The organism is Ruminococcus albus AD2013 (assembly GCF_000526775.1).
Taxonomy (GTDB): domain Bacteria; phylum Bacillota; class Clostridia; order Oscillospirales; family Ruminococcaceae; genus Hominimerdicola; species Hominimerdicola alba_A.
Genome location: NZ_JAGS01000001.1, coordinates 2303937 through 2324270 on the forward strand (window position 1 = coordinate 2303937; position 20334 = coordinate 2324270).

Annotated in this window: 19 protein-coding genes; 10 read left to right on the top strand and 9 right to left on the bottom strand. The window is 46.7% G+C overall.

Going from position 1 to position 20334, the window contains the following annotated elements; genetic code table 11:
- The first annotated feature begins 14 nt into the window (after positions 1-14).
- The 10 genes from N773_RS21855 (at position 15) to N773_RS0110300 (ending at position 9291) form a co-directional block, all read left to right on the top strand.
- Positions 15-1463, top strand: a complete 1449-nt coding sequence (locus N773_RS21855) for a segregation/condensation protein A (RefSeq protein WP_024857704.1) — start codon at positions 15-17, stop codon at positions 1461-1463.
- 13 nt (positions 1464-1476) lie between these two features.
- On the top strand, positions 1477-2046 hold the full coding sequence (gene scpB, locus N773_RS0110260; protein ID WP_024857705.1) for an SMC-Scp complex subunit ScpB: 570 nt from the start codon (positions 1477-1479) through the stop codon (positions 2044-2046).
- Between the two features lie 26 nt (positions 2047-2072).
- Positions 2073-3068, top strand: coding sequence for a hypothetical protein (locus N773_RS0110265; protein ID WP_024857706.1), 996 nt, complete (start codon positions 2073-2075; stop codon positions 3066-3068).
- Positions 3069-3084: 16 nt separating this feature from the next.
- Positions 3085-3510, top strand: a complete 426-nt coding sequence (locus tag N773_RS0110270) for a GerW family sporulation protein (RefSeq protein ID WP_024857707.1) — start codon at positions 3085-3087, stop codon at positions 3508-3510.
- Between the two features lie 69 nt (positions 3511-3579).
- On the top strand, positions 3580-4728 hold the full coding sequence (locus N773_RS0110275; protein WP_024857708.1) for a D-alanyl-D-alanine carboxypeptidase family protein: 1149 nt from the start codon (positions 3580-3582) through the stop codon (positions 4726-4728).
- Positions 4729-4952: 224 nt separating this feature from the next.
- Entirely contained in the window at positions 4953-5555 is a 603-nt protein-coding gene (locus tag N773_RS0110280; RefSeq protein WP_024857709.1) for a hypothetical protein, read from the top strand.
- A 39-nt stretch (positions 5556-5594) separates the two neighbouring features.
- Complete coding sequence (locus tag N773_RS0110285) at positions 5595-6224, top strand: hypothetical protein (protein ID WP_024857710.1); 630 nt, start codon at positions 5595-5597, stop codon at positions 6222-6224.
- Between the two features lie 39 nt (positions 6225-6263).
- Positions 6264-6998 carry a pseudouridine synthase gene (locus N773_RS0110290; RefSeq protein WP_024857711.1) on the top strand — a complete coding sequence of 245 codons (735 nt, stop codon included), beginning with the start codon at positions 6264-6266 and terminating at the stop codon, positions 6996-6998.
- Positions 6999-7013: 15 nt separating this feature from the next.
- Positions 7014-8015, top strand: a complete 1002-nt coding sequence (locus N773_RS0110295) for an SGNH/GDSL hydrolase family protein (RefSeq protein ID WP_024857712.1) — start codon at positions 7014-7016, stop codon at positions 8013-8015.
- Between the two features lie 121 nt (positions 8016-8136).
- Positions 8137-9291 (top strand): serine-tRNA(Ala) deacylase AlaX, encoded by a 1155-nt coding sequence (locus N773_RS0110300; RefSeq protein WP_024857713.1) that lies wholly within the window; start codon positions 8137-8139, stop codon positions 9289-9291.
- Positions 9292-9504: 213 nt separating this feature from the next.
- Here N773_RS0110300 and N773_RS0110305 read toward each other — a convergent pair whose 3' ends face one another.
- The 9 genes from N773_RS0110305 to hisS all read right to left on the bottom strand — a co-directional run bounded on the left by N773_RS0110305 (position 9505) and on the right by hisS (position 20253).
- Complete coding sequence (locus tag N773_RS0110305; RefSeq protein WP_024857714.1) at positions 9505-11277, bottom strand: dynamin family protein; 1773 nt, start codon at positions 11275-11277, stop codon at positions 9505-9507.
- A complete protein-coding gene (locus N773_RS0110310) occupies positions 11274-12254 on the bottom strand; it encodes a M48 family metalloprotease (protein ID WP_024857715.1) in 981 nt (326 codons plus the stop codon). Before N773_RS0110310 ends, N773_RS0110305 begins: the two co-directional genes overlap by 4 nt.
- A gap of 42 nt (positions 12255-12296) precedes the next feature.
- Positions 12297-14435 carry a dynamin family protein gene (locus N773_RS0110315; protein WP_024857716.1) on the bottom strand — a complete coding sequence of 713 codons (2139 nt, stop codon included), beginning with the start codon at positions 14433-14435 and terminating at the stop codon, positions 12297-12299.
- A gap of 319 nt (positions 14436-14754) precedes the next feature.
- Positions 14755-15681, bottom strand: coding sequence for a hypothetical protein (locus tag N773_RS0110320; RefSeq protein WP_024857717.1), 927 nt, complete (start codon positions 15679-15681; stop codon positions 14755-14757).
- A 162-nt stretch (positions 15682-15843) separates the two neighbouring features.
- A complete protein-coding gene (locus N773_RS0110325) occupies positions 15844-16986 on the bottom strand; it encodes an ABC transporter ATP-binding protein (protein WP_024857718.1) in 1143 nt (380 codons plus the stop codon).
- A gap of 189 nt (positions 16987-17175) precedes the next feature.
- Complete coding sequence (locus tag N773_RS0110330; RefSeq protein ID WP_024857719.1) at positions 17176-17916, bottom strand: pseudouridine synthase; 741 nt, start codon at positions 17914-17916, stop codon at positions 17176-17178.
- A 202-nt stretch (positions 17917-18118) separates the two neighbouring features.
- On the bottom strand, positions 18119-18601 hold the full coding sequence (locus N773_RS0110335) for a hypothetical protein (protein ID WP_024857720.1): 483 nt from the start codon (positions 18599-18601) through the stop codon (positions 18119-18121).
- Positions 18602-18605: 4 nt separating this feature from the next.
- Entirely contained in the window at positions 18606-18926 is a 321-nt protein-coding gene (locus N773_RS0110340) for a hypothetical protein (protein ID WP_024857721.1), read from the bottom strand.
- Positions 18927-18930: 4 nt separating this feature from the next.
- A complete protein-coding gene (hisS, locus tag N773_RS0110345) occupies positions 18931-20253 on the bottom strand; it encodes a histidine--tRNA ligase (RefSeq protein ID WP_024857722.1) in 1323 nt (440 codons plus the stop codon).
- Between the last annotated feature and the right edge of the window lie 81 nt (positions 20254-20334).

The following is a 20334-nucleotide window of genomic DNA, read 5'->3' on the forward strand; positions in this document are numbered from 1 at the left end:
GGCGGGGATAGACGATGTCAACAGCGAGGTTCAAGCTGGATATGTTCGAGGGTCCTCTCGACCTGCTGCTCCACCTTATCAACAAGCACAAGCTGAACATCTACGATATCGAGATTGCGGTGCTGCTGGAACAGTATCTGGAGTATATGGCAGGTCTTGAAGAAGAGGACTACGAGGACGCAGCTGATTTTCTTGAAATGGCTGCAAGGCTCATATATATAAAGACAGCTTCCCTTCTGCCCAAGGACGACGAGGGCGAGGAGCTTAAAAAGGAATTGCAGGGCAGCCTGATAGAGTACTCCCTCTGCAAGATGGCGGCAGCACGCCTGAAAGAGCAGTACGCGGGCGGCGATATCTTTGTACGTGAGCCTGTGAAACTGCCTGTGAAAAAGGTCTTTACAGGAGAAAAAGACCCGCAGGAACTGCTTGCGGCATACATGGGCATGAGTGAGAAAGCCCGTCACAGCAAACCGCTGAAAGCGGAGATGTTCAAGCCTATACTTTCACGGAAAATAGTATCCGTGACTTCCAAGATAATCCATGTGCTGAAAATGCTGATAACCCGCGGCGAATGTTTTCTGGACAGTATGTATGACGGCTGTGCAGACAAAAGCGAGCGTGTAGCGGTATTTCTGGCAGTGCTTGAACTTACAAGGTCGGGCAGGATATTCCTGAACGACGACAACACCCGTGTGTACATGAATTCAGCTTCAAAGAAGCGTAAGATCGAATCTGCTTTTGATGAAGCCGAGATAGTCGCAGAGAACGGCGCTGAGAATGCATACGATTCCGAAACGGCTTTTGATAGTGAAACATCCGAACATAACGATATTCCCGAAAATAAGGAACGTGAATTATCCGAAGAAGAAAACTCCGAAAAAGCACATTTTTCAGATATAAGCCCCTATGGGTACAATTCCCGCGAAGATGACGGCACTCCCCTGCCCTATAATAGAATGTACGAGCCACCCGAGAGGACGGTCTACAAAAGCGAAAGCAGACAGCGCAGTGCTCTGCCCGTGCTGAAAATCGAGCTTTCTCCCGAACTGCAAAAAATAGTGGAGCAAGGCAGAAAAGATATGCCGCCCGATATGGCTGAAGAGAATACAGAGGCACCTGCGGAAACAACGGTGATCGTAAATCTGGCAAAACCTGTCAGTGAGGATACTCCTGCCGCAGAAGAAACCACTGCGTCGCAGGAAAGTACCGAAAATACAGAGAAGCCCGAAGAAACGGCGCCGCTCGTAAATCTGGCAAAGCCTGTCAGCGAGGATACTCCCGCCGCAGAAAAAAACACCGCACCGCAGGAAAGTACCGAAAATACAGAGATCACTGCGGATACTTCGGACATTCCGAATGACGAAACGGTATCAGCAGAAAGCACCCATCTCAGGGAGAATCTGTACGGTTTCAGATACTACTGGGGCGCTTACGGCTGGCTGAATGGTCGGCTGAAAAAATAACAAGGAAAGACATATGGATATACAAGAACTTTCAAACACATTAGAAGCCGTGCTTTTCGCTTCGGGGGAAGCCGTGGAGAGCAAACGTCTGTGTGAAGCCCTCAGCACGGATATAACCTCACTTGAAGAAGCTGTAGCTATTTTAGAGACAAAGTACGCAGATAACAGCGGCATTGAACTTCTGCGGCTTGACAGCGCTTTTCAGCTGGCGACAAAGCAGGAATATGCGCCGCATATAAAATCTGTGCTGGAGATAAAGCGAAACTCCGCACTTTCGCCCGCCGCTATGGAAGCGCTTACCATAATAGCGTACAATCAGCCTGTAACAAAGGCTTTTGTAGAAAGCGTCCGCGGTGTTGATTCATCGGGCGTGGTGAATTCTCTTGTGGAAAAAGGTCTGCTTTGCGAAGCAGGAAGACTTGATCTCCCGGGACGCCCCATAGCCTATGCGACCACGGAGAATTTTCTCAGAGCATTCAAATTATCAAGCCTGAAAGATCTGCCGCCTCTGCCCGAACAGAGCGGTCAGGTGACGATAGATGAAGTTATTGAAGCGGCACAGGCTGCCGAGGACGAAGAATAATACCCATAAATAAAGAAAGACAGGCGGTGACAACAACGATCATTTTAAAAATATTACTGATAATAATAGCGGTCATTGTTATCCTGCTGCATTTTTCGGTGATAGTATTTGTGCGCGGCGGAACGAACAGCAAATTTGAGATAAAAGTGAAGTATCTTTGGATAACCCTTTATCCGCGCAAAAAGAAACCTAAAAAGCCCAAGAAAAAGCGGCGCAAAAAAGCCTCTGAGGAAGAAAAGAAAGAGGAAGATATCCTCGATGAAGCACTTGAAGAAAGTGCTGAGGAAGTCCCCGAATTTGAGGACGCCGAGATCGTGACCGATGAGGAGTTTGAAGATATCTCCCATGCCGAAAGCATAGCCGAGGACAAGCCTGCGGAAACTTTATCGGAAGAATCTACCGAAGATACATCGGCAGAAGAAGAAACCTCTGTGGAAGAAGTGTCCGATGATAAGCCCGAAAATACTCCTGATGACGGCAAAAAGAAAAAGCGCCGCAGAAAGAAAAAGAAAAAAGAAGATAAGCCCCAAAAAGAAGATGACTCTGAGAACGAAGAAAAAACAGGCAAGCTTGAGGGTCTGAAAAAGAAATGGGAATTCATAAAGCCTTATATCCCGCCTGCATGGAAGTACAGCAGAAAATTCATGAAAGCTATACGCATCGAGGATGTAAGGATACAGATAGAATCAGGCAAGGAAGACGCTGCGGAGAGCGCAACGTTTTACGGAAAATTACAGGCTGCGCTTTTCAATACCCTTAATCTTCTGGCGATGATATTCACGGTGAGGGTTAAAGAAGCAAACGTAAAATGCCTGTTTAATGTAAAAAAACTGGGTGCCGATGGCGAAGCGACCATAAAGGTAAGACCATCGACAATGATAGCCATTGCATTCTGCCTGCTGTTCTGTGCGGCTAAGATATTCATACCTTACAAGCTGAAACAGCGCAGAGCGCGAAAAAAGGCAGAGAAAGAAGCGAAGAAAAGAGCGGCAGTTTCTGCCGTGACGGAAGAAACTGCATAAAGAAAGGTTGTTTAATATGAACGAGAGCACTAAGATAGAAGCACTGGTAAATACTGCCATGTCCAAGGTAAAAGAACTTGCTGACGGCGAGGCAATCGTCGGAAAGCCCATAGTTACAGGGGACGGCACTACTATAATACCTGTATCCAAGGTGAGCGTAGGCTTTGCTTCCGGCGGTTCTGATCTGCCTACAAAGTCTTCAAAGGATACCTTCGGCGGCGGTTCAGGCGGCGGAGTTACCATCACTCCCGTGGCTTTTATCGCAATATACAAAGGCGATGTAAAGCTTTTGCAGATAACCTCAAATTCACCTCAGGGCAATGCTATCGTTGATATGGTGCCCACTGTCATCGACAAAATAACCTCTTTCATCGACGGCAAAAAAGGCGGAAAGAAAGCTGCTGACGAGATAGCTGACGATTACGCTGATTTCGAGGAATAATTTACCGATAATTTTTCGTAGCACCGCGGATATACTACTCCCGAGAGAATATTTCGGGAGAGTGATGATATGAGGCATGACAGGCTGAGATTCTGTGCAGGCGCAGCGGTGCTGGCGATGCTTTTGATATTCACCCTTAGTACCATAGGTGCAAAGGCTGAAAGTCAGGTGAAGATATCCGCAAAAGCGGCGATAGTATACAACGGCAGTACGGGGGAAGTTCTGTTTGAAAAGAACGCTGATGAACGCCTGCCAATGGCAAGCACCACCAAGATAATGTCAGCACTGATAGTTCTTGAACAGGAGGGCCTTGACGAAAAATTCACGGTGGACAGCGGTGCTGTAAATACCGAGGGCAGTTCCATGGGACTGCGTGAGGGCGATGAAGTATCCCTGCGCGACCTTGCCTGCGGTATGCTTCTGCCAAGTGGAAATGATGCGGCTAACGCGGCGGCAGTCCGTGTGGCGGGAAGTATTGACAGCTTTGTTGGTATGATGAATGCCCGCGCAGTAAAAATGGGGCTTGAAAACACCCATTTTGTCACGCCCTCAGGTCTGGACGACTACACCGACGACCACTATTCCACTGCCAGAGATATGGCGGTATTAGCCGCAGAGGCTATGAAAAATCAGGATCTCCGCGATATCTGCGGACTTCAGCGGGTGAAGCTTAAATTCGGCGACCCACCATACGAAAGATGGCTCACCAACACTAACAAACTGCTGAAGCATCAGGGCATTACAGGGATAAAGACAGGCTTCACCGACAAGGCACGTAGATGTCTGGTATCATCGTGTATGCATGAGGGCTGTGAACTGATATGCGTCACCCTTAATGACCCCGATGACTGGAAAGACCATATGGCGCTGTTCGACTACGGTTTCTCGCAGGTGGAACAGGTGAAACTAAGCCCGAAAAAGCCTGATATCAGCCTTACAACAGCCGACGGCAGACAAGTGAGATGCAGTATTCCCGAGATGGTGATAACCATGACCCGTGATGGTGCATCGCGTACCGAAAGTAGGGTATATCTGCCTGATTTCATCTATGCCCCCGTAAATAATGGCGATAAGGTCGGGGAGATAGTTTATCTTCTTGACGGCAGAGAGTTAGGCAGGCGGGATATCACAGCGGCGGAAAACATCAGTGCGCCCAAGACGAGTAATGGCGTCTTAATTGTAATTTTCAGAAAGATCAGACAGTTTACAAGGCTGTAAAAAGTGCGGAAGATGAGGGCATGGATTGCCCTCACCCGAAGCGTTACAGAAAGGCGAAAGATTAATATACGCTATCCTTATTTTGTTCACTGTTACAGCGTTCATACTGTTTCATATGCTATCATCGACAAATCCGAATACGGAGCTCTGCTTTATTGAGGCATATCCTGTAAACACCGTCAACAGCACAAATCAACATGGATAAAGGAATTTAAGGATAAAATATGGAATATATTACATCAGAACAACTGAAACTCAGGCTTCGGGCGCTGACGATACTGGATATGGCACTGACCTCCGAGGACTGGCTGAGACTTATGTCCGCAGGACGCGAGGGTGACCTTATCTGGCATATATTCGATAACGGCAGCGGAGACCGTATGTGGATATATATAAAAGGCAGCAGCATCGTTATAAAGGGCTTCGACCACGAAAGCGAACTTAATCAGCTTGCCGCGGCTATACCGAACTTCGGTTTCTTTGAGAAAACTTTCAGGGGTATGCCCAGTGTACTGATAAGGCTTTTTGAACAGGACGAACTGGACGAGACCACTTTCTGCCTGTGGACGACAGACGGCGGAGATACATGGAATGAAAACCCCGCAGAGAACTCAGACGGCGGAAAAGGCTGGCTGATTGGTTATCTCACGGACGATGCGAAAGAGTTCTGTCAGTGGGCAGAGGACTACTACGGTAAAAAACTGCCATCGGATATCACAGAAAAATTGGTACGTGAGGGCAGACTTTCACCTGACGAGCTGAAAGCACTGGGAGCTTCGGATGAAGCAGTACAGGAAATACAGGGATACGAGGAGATATGGGCGTAATATTCAGCTGATATGCGGCTTTAAAAAGGAGACCTGAAAATGGGATACATCTTTGCTGTTGATGAAGCCATAGAAAAACTTATAACTTCTCTTTCAGAAGCTATCGGCTGGAAATATCTAAAAAGTCAGAGGTGTCTGAAAAAGACAGTTGGTGATCTGGTTTTTGAGATAGACTTTTATTCCTCAAAATGGAATTCTTCACATGAACGTGTTGAGATCAATGCAGGATTCAGTATGTGGAATAAAAGCTATGATAAAAAGCTGAACGTAAACAGCGTAACAGCGACCTTGATGTACACCCCCGAAGATAGCGGCTGGTTTGATATCTCAATTGAGGATAAGCTTAAAAAGGTATTTGTCGAACTGAAAGAACGCTTTGAAAATACAGCCGTTTATCTGGCAGATATGTTTGAACAGGACAGGACGGAAGCTGCGAAGAAGCTTCTTGATGAGCATTTTTATGAGTACAATGTGCACTTTGATCTTATTGCGGATATACTCGGCAAAGATGCCATAAAAAATAAGGCGCAGGAATTATATGACAGGCTTTCGGCTGAGGAAAAACAGCAGGCTGTCGATTACATAAATGGTGCAAAAAATAAAAGTTGGATGCTCAACCGAAGTAATCTGCGCTATATCATCGATAATGGAATAATAACGCTCGGATAGGAAGTTTCGGGCGAAGAATACTGAAAAGGCAGGGTCAATATGGAGAAAGTAAGAATACAGAAAATAATCGCAGAAAGCGGGTTCTGTTCCCGCAGAAAAGCAGAAGAATATATTGCCGCAGGCAAGGTAACTGTCAACGGCAGACCATGTGCGCTGGGTGACAAGGCACTCCCGGGCAAAGATCTGATAGCTGTGGACGGCATCAAGATAGATCAGCCCAGAAAGCGCACTTTATACTACATAATGCTTCACAAGCCCCGCGGCTACGTTACAACAATGAATGACGAACTTGACAGAAAGTGCGTTACCGACCTTCTGCAAGGTCTGCCAGAGAGAGTTTACCCCGTGGGCAGACTTGATAAGAATTCCGAAGGTCTCCTGCTGCTGACAAATGACGGCGCTTTTGCAAACGATATCATGCACCCCTCAAAGCACGTAAACAAGACCTACCGTGTAACCGTGCGCCCCGATATCAATGATGAACAGCTGGTAAAGCTTGCTTCGGGCGTTGAGATAGACGGCAGAATGACATCGGAATGTTCCGTTGTAGTTCTTGATAAACAGCCCGGCAGAGTCGTTCTGCAAATGACTATCCACGAGGGAAGGAACAGACAGATAAGAAAAATGTGCGAAGCAGTGGGACTAGAAGTCGCAAGACTGAAACGTACCGCTATCGGCCCGATAAAGCTGGGTATGCTGAAACCCGGTGAGTACCGTGAGCTGAAGCCCGATGAACTTCGTGCAATAAGAACGGCGATAACCAAAGGTAAATAACGGAGGTGCTGTCCTATGAAGAAACGTATCACAGCTTTTGTAACAGCTTGCACTGCGGTGTTCGGTCTGTGTTCATGCAGTATGAAGACCCATGAAATGGTCGAACAGGAGAAAAATATCCCAGTACCGCCAAAGCTGGTATTTCTCGGAGATTCCATAGCCGCAGGATACGGTCTGGAGGGCTATGATAAGTCAGACCTCTATCACTGTGATTCATATGCAAATATCATCAGCAATGATTATTCGGCTTTACTTGCAGAAGAAGGCTGCGATTTCGTAATGAAAAACGATGCGGTATCAGGCGATACCTCTCAGGATCTTATCGACCTGCTGGACAGCGGCGATATTGATGCTGACCTGAAAGACAGCGATGCGGTAGTAGTATCCATCGGCGGAAACGACATACTGCATATTATTTTCTCCGCCGCCGAAGACCTTGGCTGGGACAAATCCGCAGGCGATTTTGACTTCGACAGGATTAATTTCAAGGACGCTTTGGCAAGTCTGACTTCCATGAGTGACGAGATAGATAAAGCCCTTAAAGGCTATGAAACTAATCTCGTTCTGATAGAGGAGAAACTCCGCGAACGCACTGACGGCGAGATCTACATACAGACCCTCTACAATCCCGTGGAGTACTTCTCTGACTGGAAAATGCTGGTGGATTATGCCGACGGCAAGATAGATACTTTCAACACGATAGTCAAGGACGGCGCTGAAAAGGACGGCAAGCACCACTACACCGTTATAGATGTGGGCAGCCGTTTTGAGGGTCAGAATGGTGATCTGACCAACATGGCGGATTATGATATACACCCCAATGCAGAGGGACACAAAGTCATCGCCGAAATGGTAGATGCCGAACTTCGCAAGGGTAATTACAGCTATACCGTAACAGTTCCCGGTGAAGAACACTGGACTTCTGCGGCAAAGGCTTTGTTCATCGTGATAACCGTTGTTGCTGTACTTGCTGTGGCAGGTATCGTGATAGTTATTCTGAAGAAAAAGAAACAGTAATACTTGAAGCGGAGGGTTCAAACTCTCCGCTTTTTTCTGCCAATTGACAACCACATACAAAAATGATATAATTTTAAGGTCGATCGACTGATAATCTTAATAGATATAGCGAGGCACTTATATGACAAAAAAACTTTTCGATGACGGAATGCTGTTCAGTTTCAGCGCTGTTGTAACTGATTGTAAAGAAACAAAAAACGGATTTGAAGTAACTCTTGACCGCTCTGCATTTTTCCCCGAGGGTGGCGGACAGGCGGGCGATGTGGGCACTCTCGGTGGTGTAAAGGTGATAGACACTTACGAAAAAAACGGCGAGGTCATACATCTTTGCAAGTCTGCGCTGGAGGTCGGTACTGAAGTGCGGGGCGAGATCAACGAAAATATCCGCATAAGGCGTATGCAGAACCATTCGGGGGAACATCTGCTGATGGGATTTATCCACCAGAAGCTGGGTTACGAGAATGTGGGATTCCACATGGGTTCGGACGAAGTTCTGCTTGACCTGAACGGTGTGATCTCCCCCGAGTATATCTGCGAATGCGAACAGAAAGCCAATGAAGCGATCGCACAAAATGTTCCCATAAATATAAGCTATCCCAACAGCGAGGAACTTGCCTCCCTAAGTTACCGAAGCAAGCTTGAAATGACCGAGAATGTCAGGATAGTCACGATAGAGGGCATTGACAACTGTGCCTGCTGTGCGCCCCATATGCCGTCTACAGGCGGTATAGGCATCGTAAAGGTGATATCTTCTGAAAGCAATCGCGGCGGCACAAGGCTGCATATTCTCTGCGGTCTTGATGCACTTGACCTTATCAGACAGAGAATGGAAAGCAATGCAGCGATATCTCATCTGCTTTCGGCAAAGCCCGAAAAGACCGCGGACGCGGTTGAAAAACTGCTGAATGAGAATATATCACTTAAAAGACAGATAACCGAAAACGAAAGGCGTGCTGCCGAAGAAATAATCAGCGAACTAAAAAACGACAGCAGAAAAAGCTTCTGCATTTTTACAAAGGGTCTCGGCAGAAACACCATGCGCGAGATAGCCAACAGGGCTGTAAAGCTGACGGACGGCGCGGCGGCTGTTTTTTCTGAGGAACAGGACGGTTTTGGATATATCATAGCTTCTGAAAAACTGCCTCTTCGTACCATAGCTAAGGATATAAATTCGGTACTTCACGGAAAAGGCGGGGGTTCCGACCTGATGATACAGGGTTCTTTGAATGCGGAACGCGGTGCGATAGAAAAATATTTTTCAGAGCTTGATTTATAATGTTGAGGTAGCCTAATATTAGATATCGTCTTTGGTATCCCGACTTTCACCCATCGACCACGGACTCGGAAATAATTTTATAGAAACAGAAAGAGCGTATGCATACGATTGCATACGCTCAATTTTTTGTCAGTGGATAGTTTGCTCCTTGATATTTGCGGATTCCCAGGCTTATCAGGAAAAGCCTGACTAAAGACATTCTTCCTTGGCAGTTTATGCCGGCAGATTTGCATCAAGTATCTGCTTGGGTGCTTCCAGTCGCTTCAATGCGTCTGCGAGAGTTTCAAGCAGTTCGCTCTTATCCTCGTTATCCATCATTTCCTTAGCCTGATCGATAGCATTCCTGCTTAGCTCCACCTGATACTGGTAAAGGCTTTCCAGTCTGGATATCGCCTTGACTTCAAGATCCTGATAAACAGTCTTGATATCCTTGACGATGTTTATTCTTATCTCGTCGTAGTTTTCCAGTGCGATATCGATGATATCGGTCTGCTTTTTCTTTTTCATTATCAGCGAGAAAGTACTCATGGCGGCAGGCGAGAAATTCTCGCTTGTACCGAAGAGCTTCACGCCCATAACGCTTCTGGTAACGTTCTTGTTGGCGGACTTCATCAGCCTGTCAACAGAGGGTGCTTTGCTGACCTCTGCCACATTGGCGATGCCCAGCGCCTGAGCAAGCTCGCGGCTCATCTTGTCGGTAAGCTCGGTTATAGCGTCCCTGTGACATTCAATACAGGTACGGTAAGCCTCGCTGACCTTCTCCATCAAAAACGAATAGAAGTACTTCTCTATATCCTCGGGGGAATAGATATCCTCGCCCATCTCGTCCTTAGCCCTGCATTCCAGTATACTTGTTCTCAGCTTTGCAAAAAACTCGTACATCCATGTTTCGGCTTCCTGCTGCATTTCAAGTATTGAAAGGTGCAGTTCGGGCTTTCTTTTTTCAAGCTCGGCTGCCAGCTGGTCGCACTTCTCCTCGAACTCCCTTGCCTTGTCTTCAAGAAGCTGCTTATCCATATCAGCCATATCGCTTATCATGCGAAGACGAGAACTTATCTCGGCGTGCATACGGTCAAGCATAGTCAGCACGCGCTTTGAACGTATAACGTCCTTCTGCATGATGATATCTCTTTTCAGCGAAAGCTCAAACTGGAAGAACTGGGTCTCATAGAACTCTCTCGTGCCCTTGTCGGCAGGTCTTTCCTCCCCAAGCTTACGTTTCAGCTCATCACCGCCGCTTATGCCATACACAAACGCATTAGGCACTATCCTCTCGGATATTCCCCTGAATCTGCGCATTATCTTCTTGACATCTGCCATGGTGTTCAGCGCGTCTATCATATTCACCAGCACATACAGCATACCGAATCTCTGTGGTGATACGTGTGTTGCCAGAAACAGCTGCTCTGACTCTGAAAAGGGCAACAGACAGCTTGCCGCGTACATAATAGCATCAGCATTGACGATATAGTCCTGCACCTGCTTGTCAAGGCTCTCCAGGTCGGAAAGACCGGGAGTATCAACTATCCTCATGCTTTTCAGTATCGGTGCATTGTCCTTTATCTGTACACAGCTTATCTTTGCGGGGAAGAGCTTCATTCTCTTCTCCAGATTTTCTCTGGTGATATCTTCAAGTACCAGCGGCACTCTCTGACCGTTCTCAAGTATAGCTTCAACGGTCTGGGTATGCCCGAAAGATATCTCATTAATTGTATAGGTCTCGGGAGTAACATTTATCGGTGCCAGTTTCTTGCCCAGCAGCGCATTGATTATCGTGCTTTTGCCGCGCTTGAAATCACCAAGTATCACCAATGTGAAAGGTTCTTCGCACCTTTTATCTACCAGAGCCCTGAACTCTTTCAGGTGCTCCACACATTCCCTGCCTAATATCTCAGCTATCTTATCGTCTTCGATTATCTCGCTGAGCTGTTCTCTTACGGCGACTATATTCTCGTCGGAAGCCATAAGATTCTCATTCTCTCTCATAGCTGACCTCCGTTCCCGACGATGACGCTAGTGCGCACATCACAGATCTGCCCGCTCTCAGCATGACCCTCTATATCCACAACGTCCTCGCGCCATGAATAGAGCGTCTTGCAGTACAAGAACTCGTTGCTCGCCAGCAGGCATCTTTCCACATCAGAAAGGTTCTTGCCTATGCTGAGATTTCTTGAAGCGCTGCCGTGTATCTGCTCGCTCAGCTTATTCATCTCGTCAAAATTTATACCGGGCTCTGAACGTCCGTAGAAATCCACATAGCCCTTACGGTACAGTCCGCACATGATATTCAGGTACTGACCCGGCTTATCAAGGCATATTATGCCTGCGCGGTTGGCTGTAACGTCTGCATACTTTACCCACTGCACCAGTGCCGAATAAAGCTGGCTGCCAATGGTCTGTGTATAAAACTGCTCTATAGGTCTGTACACTTCATTGTTCGTTTTAAGATAAGTGTATGCCATATTATAGGTACAGTGATTGTTCTGCACCCTGCCGCACTCGCTTCCCATCAGCAGCATGAGTTCGTCATCGCTGCAGAACTCCACCAGCTGCTTTGTAAGCACTATGCACGGCTCTATCAGGTCGCTGGCTATGGAATACGCCAGCGGTCTGTCCATGTCCTCACGGACGAATACTATCGGTACGATAAGCTCAAGACGCTCCGCACACTTTCTAACTTTATCATATATCTCGGGATATTTCAGCGGACCCACCTGATCGCACTTTACGAACAGATGCTTCGCTTCCGCCGCGATATCCTGTGTATTTACCGCCTTGAACAGCTTTGCGCTGCCCCCCAGACTCATTATCTTCTGCCTGACTGCAAAGTCGGACTCAAAGGCATAATCAAGACTGCCGTCCACCATATGACTTTGGTACGACCGCGTATAAGCTTTCAGGTAAGAACGAAAACCTGTATCGATCTGAAGAAGCGGATTCCCTTTCGCATTTATATCACTCATCGAGTGTCCTCCCTTATTGGAATGTTCTGCGCATCCTCATCTTCACTTTTTTTCGGTATTTTCGCTCTCCTCGGGCTTTTCAGGCTTTTCGGTCTGCTGGGTCTTCTCGGACTTTTCAGACTGGGGATTGTTTATGCTTATCTCATCATTGAGAACCTTTCTTACAGCATAAGCGTCCTGAACCAGCTCGCTGGCTGTCTCGGCGATAACGTGAAGTCTTTCCATCTCCTTCTGTGATACCTCGGACTTCTCTGCCTTGAGATCGTTGAGGTTATCCAGTGTTTCCTGAGTATCTCTCAGTATGATCTCGGTCTCTTCCTCGATCTTGCTCTTGATGCTGTCGAATGAGGAGAATACCTGACGTCTTACTGTCTCGGTGAAGTCGTTATTGAGCATCATCTCGTGGAACTGCTTCTTGACATTAGCCTTGAAGTTGGTCTTGTACTTGTCTATCCTCTCCTGGACCAGTATCTTATCAACTGCGAAGTTAGATGTAAAAGTACCTGCGATACCTGCGAATGCCATCATCACCAGAGTGATTGGCAGACCGCCTGTCAGTCCGAAGAATCCTGCAAAGAACATAGCTGCATAGTATGTAGCATAGAATCCTGCCAGACCTGTAGCACCGCCCAGCAGTGCACCCTTTACGCCTGATTCTCTGAATCCCAGATATATGCCGCCCACGCCGTAAGCACCTGTAGCCGCACCTATCACCTTATCCAGCGTACCGCCGTTGGATGATACTCTGTCGGATACAGCAAACATTCTCTGGATAGCTGCAACGCTCTCAAAGAACTCGTCTTCGAATTCCTGCAGTCTCTCAGTCTCACCGCTGACAGCCTGATTGATGCTGTTCTGTATCTGCTCGCAGATTATCTGTGCTCTTGCTTCCATGCTCTCCTTGATCTTCTCGGTGAGCTTGGAGCTTACAAGCTTGAGCCTGTCCTTTTTGAAATCGTCAGAAGACATCTGGAAGTTGTCGATAACCTCCATAGCTGCTTCCTCGATATTGCTCCAGTAATTATCCAGCACAGGACGCAGATCCTCGAACACCTTATTAGCAGCGTCGTTGATCTTTACGAACTCCGAACGCTTCAAATTTCTTATCTCATCGATTTCCTTGATGGCAGCATCGTACTTCTCCATAAATTCGTCGTTAGCCATCATCAGGGCATTCTCCTGCATTACTATCGAACGCAGTATCTCGGTACCCGAATTGGTGATCTTGTTTGCAAGTATCTGGAGAGTGATAACGCCGCGCTCCTGTGTCAGCAGAGTTTCCAGAGCCTTTTCAAACTCGGGGAAATTAGACTGCTCCAGCAGTTCCTTATCGCCGTTGGTCTTTGCGGTAAGGGCACGCTTCGCATACACACCGATAACTCTCGGTGTGCCTATCTTTCTCTTATATACGGCGAACTCACGGCTGTCCTCGCCCATGACTTTCTTCGCCTTTTCCATAACGTACTTGCCTATACGTGTACGTACTGTTTCAACTATCTTGTTCTCATCGTCCTGAGTGAATGTACCGAAGCAGTTGACAACGAATATGATACGTCCCACATCGGAGGTCAGCATCTTCTTCTCAAGGAACTCCTTTTCAAACTGTGAGAAGGGAGAATTCGCGCTTATAACAAATACAGCCGCATCTATCTTGGGTATGATGGACATGGTAACATTTGTCATCTGGTCATCATCGTTAAGACCGGGAGTGTCGATTATATCCACGTTATTGCGGCAGAATTCTGTATCGTAGTATACAGTGGCTTCCTTGACTGTTTCCGCCTTGCGCTCGGATTCGCTGGTAAGCTTGGTAACATACTCCTCCAGCCTGTCTATCTCAACGCGCTCGGAATCGCCGTTCTTGTATTCGACCTGAACATAGGGCTCGGTGCTGTAAGTAACTCGGTTAAGGGTAGCAGTCGCAGGCAGAACATCGGCAGGCAGTACTTCCTGACCGAGAAGTGCGTTTATCAGCGTACTTTTACCTCTCTTGAACTCACCGACGATAGCGACCTCGAAATGCTCGTCCTTAGCCTTTTCGAGTGTTTCCTTGATGGATTCGGCGGTATTGACCAGCGCTATCTCCTCGCTGAGCTTCAGAAGCTCCTGCAGATCGGCAGTAAGGTTCCCGACGGTTTCCTTATAGCCCGCATAGCTTCCGTAATTGATCTGCTTTTCCATGGATAGACCTCCGTTTTAAAAATGATTTAAATGATTTGGATATTCTAAACTACCTTGACCGTCCCGACCAGCGGCGCGGCAAACAATTATACATCACTATAAATTATATCACAACCGAGCTTATCAAGTCAATATTTTATCAAAATGTGTACGAATAATTACACATTTGCACAAATCCTCGCCCCTCTTTTACAGCATATTGACTAACCCTTTTCTTTGAAATTCGGCACATTTAGCATTTTATGTCATCTGCCAGACCCAACAGGTAGTATATCACGCAAAAAAATCGCCGCAGAGTGTTCTGCGGCGAAAAATGTCATTAATGATATTTGCGGTATGAACGATTCAGTTCCGTCATAATATAATCCATATCATCTTCGGATGCATATTTCTTCGGAATATTTTCACGAAATTCACCTTCCCTCTTACGGCGGAAATGATATATCAGCAGAAGCAGCCAATCCGCTATCCATAGGGAGTTCAGGCACAGAACCGTACATATTTTCCATTTACCGAATGGTTCGTCATAAATATTAAGATAGGGTACCAGAGATTCTGCAAGATAAAGCACAATTACAGGCACGTTGAACAAACTCATCAGCCCGAACCACAATCCCACAGTGACCTGACTTACGGGACGTTTTTTAAAGATAAACACCAGCATCACAAAGAAAAGCACAGCATTCGTTGTCCATTCCCAAAATATCAACACAATATACAACGATCTGCTGCTCAAGCCTCGGTAGCTCCTACGAATAAGCTCTGTTCTTTCAAAACTTCCCGTCTTAGCATTGTATTTACCTTCAACGACTACGGCGTGCTTGTCCGAACAGACAAGTTCGATATCATCGCTGATATTTTTTATCTTCCAGTTTTCATCGCACACCGCCAGACGCATCACTTTATGGTTTTCGCAGAAATCCATCCTTGAGTCCGTAGTCCTGAAAACCAAGGAGCATTTGATCGGATGAGCATTGTTGCTGAAGTTTACCGAAAAAGGTTCACTCGTCTGTTCCGCCAGCACAAAGCCGTCCTTATCGGCGGTATATATCTCCGAACCTGTAAGATCAGCATCTTCGGGTACTTTCAATTCTTCATCATCGGTTGGTCTTGTCAGCACGAACACGCTTTCGCCCTCTTCGAGCCCATCACATTCAATATCAATAGATACGTCGGGAGCACACCCGCAAAGCATACACACCGTCCCCAGTATCAAAGCCACTATCAATAATTTGTATTTCCGCATAATTATCTCCTCCGTATCATATACGAATGAGCCTGTGCCTTTTTATAGTGAATATTGAATATTTGTAGCACTGCACAAAATCCGGACCGAAAATATATGAGGATATACAAAAACCGCCCTCTCCATACGGAAAGGGCGGATAATATCCTTATTGATAAGCTATCAGTTTACAATAGCCTTCTCAGTCTCCTTATCGAAGATGTGGATTCTGTTAGGATCAAGAGCTACCTGGATCTCGTCCTGAGGTCTAGCAGTAGATCTGGGCGATACTCTTGCAGTCAGGTTGATACCCTCGCAAGTCAGATACAGATAAGTCTCAGCACCCATCATTTCTGTTACTTCAACAGTAGCATTGATGATACCTGTCTTAGCAGCAGAGAGGAACATCTCCTCATCGTGGATGCACTCAGGTCTTACACCGAGAACAACTTCCTGATTTACCAGGGGCTCAAGTGCCTCGGGATCAGCCTTGGACTCGGGAACCTCAACCTCATACTTAACGCCCTTGGAATTCTTGGTATCCTCGGAACCGAACTCAACAACATACTTGCCGTCTCTCTTCAGCAGTCTTGCATCGATGAAGTTCATCTGAGGTGAACCGATGAAGCCAGCAACGAACTGGTTAACAGGATTGTTGTAGAGGTTTGTAGGTGTATCGATCTGCTGGATGTAACCGTCCTTCATAACAACGATTCTGTCGCCCATGGTCATAGCCTCGGTCTGGTCGTGTGTTACGTAGATGAATGTTGTACCCAGCTTCTTGTGCAGCTTGGAGATCTCAGTTCTCATCTGAGCTCTCAGCTTAGCATCCAGGTTGGAAAGAGGCTCGTCGAGCAGGAATACCTGAGGATTACGAACGATAGCTCTACCCAGAGCCACACGCTGTCTCTGACCACCGGACAGAGCCTTAGGCTTTCTGTCGAGCAGGTGAGAGATATCCAGGATTCTACCAGCTTCTTCAACCTTTCTCGCGATCTCGTCCTTGGGAACCTTTCTCAGCTTCAGACCGAATGCCATGTTCTCAAAAACTGTCATATGAGGATACAGAGCATAGTTCTGGAAAACCATTGCGATATCTCTGTCCTTAGGAGCTACGTCGTTAACAAGTCTGTCTCCGATGTACAGCTCACCTTCACTGATCTCCTCCAGACCTGCAATCATTCTCAGTGTAGTAGACTTACCGCAGCCGGAAGGGCCAACCAGGATTATGAATTCCTTATCCTTGATCTCAATGTTGAAGTCGGAAACAGCGATAACGCCGCCGGCATACTTCTTATAAATTTCTCTTAATGATACGCTTGCCATTAAAAAGAACCTCCCTATTGAATTTTTTCCTCAAACTCGGACATGGTCACACTTATACCCGAATTAGTACACATATATCATATCAAATTTTAATCTAAGTAGCAAGAGTTTTTTTAACTAAACTTTAGTGAGTTACTTTATGTATATTAACGAAAATGCATGAAGCGCTGTAAAATTTTTCCAAAAAGCCTATTTCCGCGTCAATAATTTTTCAACATCTTTGTGCATAATTTCCAAACACTGACCAAGCTCTAAACCCCTATCCAACGGCATTTCACCTATCGCTACTCTCTTCAGATAGACCACCTTGTTGCCCACTTTTTCAAACATACGTTTGACTTGATGAAACTTGCCTTCATGCAGTATAAGGGTACATTCGCAAACGTTTTCGTCAGATGCCAAAAATTGCGCCGGCAAACACTTCTCTTCGGGGTCGCCCTCCCGCAGACCGTCTATCGTCATGCCCTCTGCCATGATATCCTTATAGCTCTCCTCCCACGGTTTTTCCAGCCTGACAAAGTAAGTTTTCGGGACATGGGTCTTCGGGGACAGCATTCTGTGGCTGAGCTCGCCGTCATCGGTTATCAGAACAAAACCCTCGGTATCCTTGTCGAGCCTTCCCGCAGGAAAAAGGCCGTCCCTGCGTAGTTCATCGGGCACAAGGTCAAGGACAGTCATGCTGGCACCCTCCCGGGTCGAACAAACCACTCCTGCGGGCTTGTTCAGCATTATGTAGATATACTTTTTATATGTCAGCTTTTTTCCGTCAATGATTATCTCGTCGTCCGTACTGACCTTTATATCAGACCTTGCCACAAGCTTGCCGTTCACTGATATCTTCTTTTTCAGGCAGAGCTTTTTCACATCCGCTCTTGAAACATCAGCAAACTGGGAAGCCACCAGCTTGTCAAGTCGCATTATCTCGCCCATTACACACCCAGCCTTTCTTCATTTTCCAGTGGGAAACATTCCATATCTTTAAACCGTGCTGAAGTATTATACATCTATACATCTCAGCAGCTGTATTACAGCAATTTTTTATTACTGATATCACGGTCTCCAAAAATAGCCGCAAAAGCCTGAACAGCCCCTGCGGCTAAGCATCATATCATCTGTATACCGATCAAGAAACTCACCGCTTTTTTTCAGCAAGTCCGTCAAGATATTTTTTCAGATATTTCTTGTAGTTATCGTAAAGCATTACAAATCCGCCGCCTGCACCTATCCCGAGGAAAACCAGAGCTCCATGCCACGAACCCGCAGCAAAAGTACCGATCGCGCAGGCAATGCAAAGCAGTATAAGTATCACCGCTGAGATATAGGCATACAGAGGCTTGCGGAATTTCCCCGTAAGCTCACAGACATCGTCCTTTTCGGTTATCTTCCCGAAAAAGCCCGTCATACCGCCGTCTTTCTTTTTCGCGTTGTGGTAAAATATCTGCACATTGTCACCACTGACTCTGCCGTAGTATATGCTCTCCATCTTGTGATTTCGCATGAATCTGCCCATACTCAGCACGTTCATTGAGGGCTTGTACTCCACAAGATCGCAGTTAAGACGCTTTTTCAGCTTCTTTTTTGTCAGCTGAACAGTGACGCTGTAATTTTCAGCCATCTGCTCACTCTTCCTTCTTATCGGGATAATCTGCCGGATCGAAGACCTTATCGTTTATCCTTATCTCTCCGCCTGTTTTTGTATTAAAGAGCATTCCGTATATCGTACCGCACTTCGTACATCTGAACTGGTGGAAATATTTGTTCATAGTAAAGTGCATATCATCGTCAACTATCCTGCCCAGAGAGCAGGTCGAAAAAGTCATCTCAACATCTCCTGCGAGAAGCAGTCCCACCAGAGAATTAGCGCAGAATAGATATTCCTGCGGACTTATAATTTCCCTGACCATGATATTCTCGCACTGTTCGCATCTGTTACCTGCCATGGACTTACTCCTTTCCCAGCAGCGCTGCCATCTCGCCGTCGATATCCTTGAACATCTCAGCCATCAGCGCATTGGAGAAATTATCGATAAAGGTGTCATCCAGCTTGATATCAGCCTGTTCGCCGCTTGCCATGTTCTTCAGCTTTGCACAGCCTGTTTCCAGCTCACTTGAACCTATTACCAGTACGAATTTCGCACCGATCTTGCCTGCGTACTTCATCTGAGGCTTTATGCCCCTGCCCATGAGGTCGTACTCAACAAAGTATCCCTCATCTCTCAGCTCCATAGCCAGCTCCATAGCCTTGTCTGCCGCGTCGTCACCCATAGATGCTATATACAGGTCGCAGGTCTTCTCCTCCATGAAATCGCATTTCTGTGCTTCCATAGTCAGTATCAGTCTCTCGATGCCCATAGCGAAGCCCAGCGCAGGAACAGCCTTGCCGCTGAGTTCCTCAATAAGACCGTCATAACGTCCGCCGCCGCATACGGTGCCCTGTGCGCCGATATCTTTGGATATGAACTCGAATACAGTTCTTGTGTAGTAGTCAAGACCTCTTACGATGCGAGGATTTACTACGAAATCTATGCCCATAAGACCGAGGTACTTTTTCAGCTTCTCAAAGTGGTCAGCACATTCATCGCAGAGATAGTCTATTATCAGCGGAGCATTCTTGCCGATCTCCTTGCATATGGGCGACTTGCAGTCCAGAAGTCTCATTGGGTTCTTTTCAAGTCTTTCCTTGCAGGTATCGCAGAGTTCGTCTCTCCTTGCGCCGAAATACTCTCTCAGCGCCTGCTGATACTTAGCACGGCAGGTAGGACAGCCGATGGAGTTGATATTCAGCTCTATATCTCTCAGACCTATCCTGTCCATAAAGCTCTTAGCCATTGAGATAACGTCAGCATCTGCCTTAGCGTCAGCCGAACCTACCATCTCACAGCCGAACTGGTGGAACTCACGCAGTCTGCCCTTCTGAACGTTCTCGTGTCTGAAACAGTTGATAAGATAATAAACTTTCTGAGGGAAAGCCTCATTGAGAAGTCCGTTCTCGATAACCGCTCTCATAACGCCCGCAGTACCCTCGGGACGAAGTGTGAACTCGCTGTCACCGGTAGCGGTAACGGTGTACATCTCCTTCTGTACCACATCGGTAGTTTCGCCCACGGAACGCAGGAAAAGTCCTGTCTCCTCAAAAGCGGGAACTCTTATCTCCCTGAAACCGTACTGCTCGGCAGTCTCCGATGCAAGCTTCTCAATAGTGTGCCATTTATATGCCTGTGCGGGCAGCATATCTGCTGTGCCCTTGGGTCTCTGTATCATTGCCATTTTTTATTTTACCTCCATTATTTTATGAGCCGTTTTATCTGTGAGTTTCAAATGTCAGCATCAATGTCGCGGCTGACTTCC

Excerpts from the sequence above, each read along its gene's own strand:
- N773_RS21855 (WP_024857704.1), top strand. The coding sequence starts at position 15 with ATGTCAACAGCGAGGTTCAAGCTGGATATGTTCGAGGGTCCTCTCGAC.
- scpB (WP_024857705.1), top strand. The coding sequence starts at position 1,477 with ATGGATATACAAGAACTTTCAAACACATTAGAAGCCGTGCTTTTCGCT.
- N773_RS0110270 (WP_024857707.1), top strand. The coding sequence starts at position 3,085 with ATGAACGAGAGCACTAAGATAGAAGCACTGGTAAATACTGCCATGTCC.
- N773_RS0110275 (WP_024857708.1), top strand. The coding sequence starts at position 3,580 with ATGAGGCATGACAGGCTGAGATTCTGTGCAGGCGCAGCGGTGCTGGCG.
- N773_RS0110280 (WP_024857709.1), top strand. The coding sequence starts at position 4,953 with ATGGAATATATTACATCAGAACAACTGAAACTCAGGCTTCGGGCGCTG.
- N773_RS0110285 (WP_024857710.1), top strand. The coding sequence starts at position 5,595 with ATGGGATACATCTTTGCTGTTGATGAAGCCATAGAAAAACTTATAACT.
- N773_RS0110290 (WP_024857711.1), top strand. The coding sequence starts at position 6,264 with ATGGAGAAAGTAAGAATACAGAAAATAATCGCAGAAAGCGGGTTCTGT.
- N773_RS0110295 (WP_024857712.1), top strand. The coding sequence starts at position 7,014 with ATGAAGAAACGTATCACAGCTTTTGTAACAGCTTGCACTGCGGTGTTC.
- N773_RS0110300 (WP_024857713.1), top strand. The coding sequence starts at position 8,137 with ATGACAAAAAAACTTTTCGATGACGGAATGCTGTTCAGTTTCAGCGCT.
- N773_RS0110305 (WP_024857714.1), bottom strand. The coding sequence starts at position 11,277 with ATGAGAGAGAATGAGAATCTTATGGCTTCCGACGAGAATATAGTCGCC.
- N773_RS0110310 (WP_024857715.1), bottom strand. The coding sequence starts at position 12,254 with ATGAGTGATATAAATGCGAAAGGGAATCCGCTTCTTCAGATCGATACA.
- N773_RS0110315 (WP_024857716.1), bottom strand. The coding sequence starts at position 14,435 with ATGGAAAAGCAGATCAATTACGGAAGCTATGCGGGCTATAAGGAAACC.
- N773_RS0110320 (WP_024857717.1), bottom strand. The coding sequence starts at position 15,681 with ATGCGGAAATACAAATTATTGATAGTGGCTTTGATACTGGGGACGGTG.
- N773_RS0110325 (WP_024857718.1), bottom strand. The coding sequence starts at position 16,986 with ATGGCAAGCGTATCATTAAGAGAAATTTATAAGAAGTATGCCGGCGGC.
- N773_RS0110330 (WP_024857719.1), bottom strand. The coding sequence starts at position 17,916 with ATGGGCGAGATAATGCGACTTGACAAGCTGGTGGCTTCCCAGTTTGCT.
- N773_RS0110335 (WP_024857720.1), bottom strand. The coding sequence starts at position 18,601 with ATGGCTGAAAATTACAGCGTCACTGTTCAGCTGACAAAAAAGAAGCTG.
- N773_RS0110340 (WP_024857721.1), bottom strand. The coding sequence starts at position 18,926 with ATGGCAGGTAACAGATGCGAACAGTGCGAGAATATCATGGTCAGGGAA.
- hisS (WP_024857722.1), bottom strand. The coding sequence starts at position 20,253 with ATGGCAATGATACAGAGACCCAAGGGCACAGCAGATATGCTGCCCGCA.